Consider the following 2433-nt stretch of genomic DNA (forward strand, 5'->3'; position numbering starts at 1 on the left):
CGGCCCAGCAGCCAGTTCATCTTGGACTGCAGGTCGGCGGGCGAACCCGAGGCCAGCAGGGTGTAGGGGCCCGGGTCGTTGTCGGGATAGCCGCTGGGCTCCATCGGCATTTCCAGCATGACCTCGTGGCCCTGGGCGCGGGCCAGGTCGATCCAGGTCTGCAGCCCTTCGGCATAGGGCACGAAGCTCAGCGTCACCTCGGCGGGCAGACGTTCGATGGCGGCCCGGGTGGTGACGGCGTTCAGGCCCAGGCCGCCGACGATCAGGGCGACGCGCGGTCGGCCGTTCGAGCGGAACGGACGGGCGTAGGCCTGGGCCGGCACGCGGCCGTCGGTGGCGATGGTGGGCAGGGGACCGTTCGGACCCGGCTGGCTCAGGCCGGCGATCGGGGCGGGCGGCAGGGGCGAGGCCTCGACGCGCGGCGCGGTGACGGGCGCGCCGTTTCCGGACACCGTGGCGCCGTTCGGCAGGGTGATGACCGCCTCGCCGGCCAGGGCCGGATCGAGCGCGCCGCCGTCGGCCGCCATATCCTGCCAGGAGCCGTAGGCGCCCATGGAGAAGGCTTCCAGCCCGGTCGGGACCGGCGCGGAGGCGGGAGCTTCGCGTTTCAGCGCCGCGCGGGCCGTGGGGGCTCCGGCGCGGGGATCGCCCAGCACGGTGATGAACAGGGCGGCGGCGCTCATCAGCAGCAGGCCGGCTCCGGCGACGGCGACCGGCGGCTTGCGGACGAAACGGACCACAGGCGCGAGGTTTTCGCGCATGGAGCGGCGCACCGGGGGGATACCGGCGGTGGCGGCCAGGACGGATTGGCGTTTGGCGAACATGGCAGACTGGACGCTTGATACGGGGTCCGCGAGACGGACTCCTTCAAGGGCACAGTGGCGGGGGTCGGTTAAGAAAGCCTAACGCGCGTTAGGCATGGGATCGGCCCGCGCCGCCTCAGTTTTCCGGCGCGGGATCCGGCTCGACCGCGGCCAGGGTCGCGCCCGGTTCGGAGACCACGACGCCTTCCGGCGCGGCGGCCAGCTGGGCCAGGTTTCCGCCGGCCCGCAGCACGTCGAAGGCCCGCTCCAGCTGGTAGTCCTTGTCCTCGTCATAGGTCTCGCCAGGCGCTTCGCGGGGCGTGTGCGGTCCCTTCCGCTCGGCGCCGATCGACGAGTCCAGGGCCGTGGCGTAGGCGGCCTCGGAATAGATGAAGTTGGACCGCGACACGATCCGCGCCTCGGCCGCCGAACGCGACACCTCCAGATCCGGCTCGATGCCGATCTTCTGGATCGAGGCGCCGGACGGCGTGTAGTAGCGCGCCGTGGTGATCGACAGGGCGCCGTCGGCGCCGTTGCGCAGCGGGATGACGGTCTGGACCGAACCCTTGCCGAAGCTGGTCAGGCCGACCAGCGTCGCGCGCTGGTGATCCTTCAGCGCGCCGGCCACGATCTCCGACGCCGAGGCCGAGCCGTAGTTGATCAGCACCACCAGCGGCAGGCCGCCGATCTGGTCGCCGGGGCGGGCGGCGTAGCGCTGGATCTGGTCCGCCTTGCGCCCGCGCTGGCTGACGATCTCGCCCCGCTCGAGGAAGGCGTCGGACACGGCGATGGCCGCGTCCAGCAGCCCGCCGCCGTTGTTGCGGAGGTCCAGGACATAGCCCTTGATGGCGGGGTTCTCGGCCTTCAGCCTGGTGATCGTCTCGCTGAGTTCGCGGCCGGTGTTCTCGTTGAAGGTCGAGACGCGCAGATAGCCGAACTCGCCCTCGACGCGGCCGGTCACGGACTCGATCTTGATCACCTCGCGGGTCAGGGTGACCTCCCGGGGTTCCTCCCCGTCGCGCAGGAAGGTGACCTTGACCGAGGTGCCGACGGCGCCCCGCAGCTTGTCCGACACCTGGCTGACCGTCAGGCCCGAGGCGCTCTGGCCGTCGATGGACGAGATCACGTCGCCGGCGTTGACCCCCGCCCGCGCCGCCGGTCCGCCGTCCATGGGCGAGATGACCTTCACCATCCCGGCCTCGGACTGGATGGTCAGGCCCACGCCGGAATAGGCGCCCGAGGTGCGCTCCTGCAGGTCGCCGTAGCCGTCGGGCGGCAGATAGTTGGAGTGGGGATCGAGGGCGGTCATCATGCCCTGCAGAGCCGCCTCGATCAGCTTCTTGTCGTCGACCGGCACGACATAGGCCTGTTCGACGATGCCCAGGACGTCGCCGAACAGCCCGAGCATGCGGAAGGCCTCGTTGCGCGGCGTCTGGCCGGCCGCGGTGGCCGCGCCCACGCCCACCATGGCCACGGCGGCGGCGCCAATCAGAAGCAGTTTACGCATCGGGTTTCTTTCAGGGTCAGGCGGCGTCTTGAGTCAGATACGGACCGCGAGGCGACGAAATCGTGGCCGAGCGGCGGTTTGGCGATAAAATCAGCGTCATCGCGGCTTGGGAAGCGGTTTCGC

At 70.7% G+C, this 2433-nt stretch carries 2 protein-coding genes; both read right to left on the reverse strand.

Going from position 1 to position 2433, the window contains the following annotated elements:
• The coding region (locus tag V6M42_RS02375) for a divergent polysaccharide deacetylase family protein (RefSeq protein WP_332676887.1) at positions 1-824 on the reverse strand (824 nt) is incomplete at its 3' end.
• Between the two features lie 115 nt (positions 825-939).
• Positions 940-2310 (reverse strand): S41 family peptidase, encoded by a 1371-nt coding sequence (locus V6M42_RS02380; RefSeq protein ID WP_332659043.1) that lies wholly within the window; start codon positions 2308-2310, stop codon positions 940-942.
• Positions 2311-2433: the final 123 nt, after the last annotated feature.

The organism is Brevundimonas sp. (assembly GCF_036677305.1).
Lineage (GTDB): Bacteria > Pseudomonadota > Alphaproteobacteria > Caulobacterales > Caulobacteraceae > Brevundimonas.

What these genes read in the sequence shown, in the direction of transcription:
- V6M42_RS02380 (WP_332659043.1), bottom strand. Translation starts at nt 2,310, where the DNA reads ATGCGTAAACTGCTTCTGATTGGCGCCGCCGCCGTGGCCATGGTGGGC.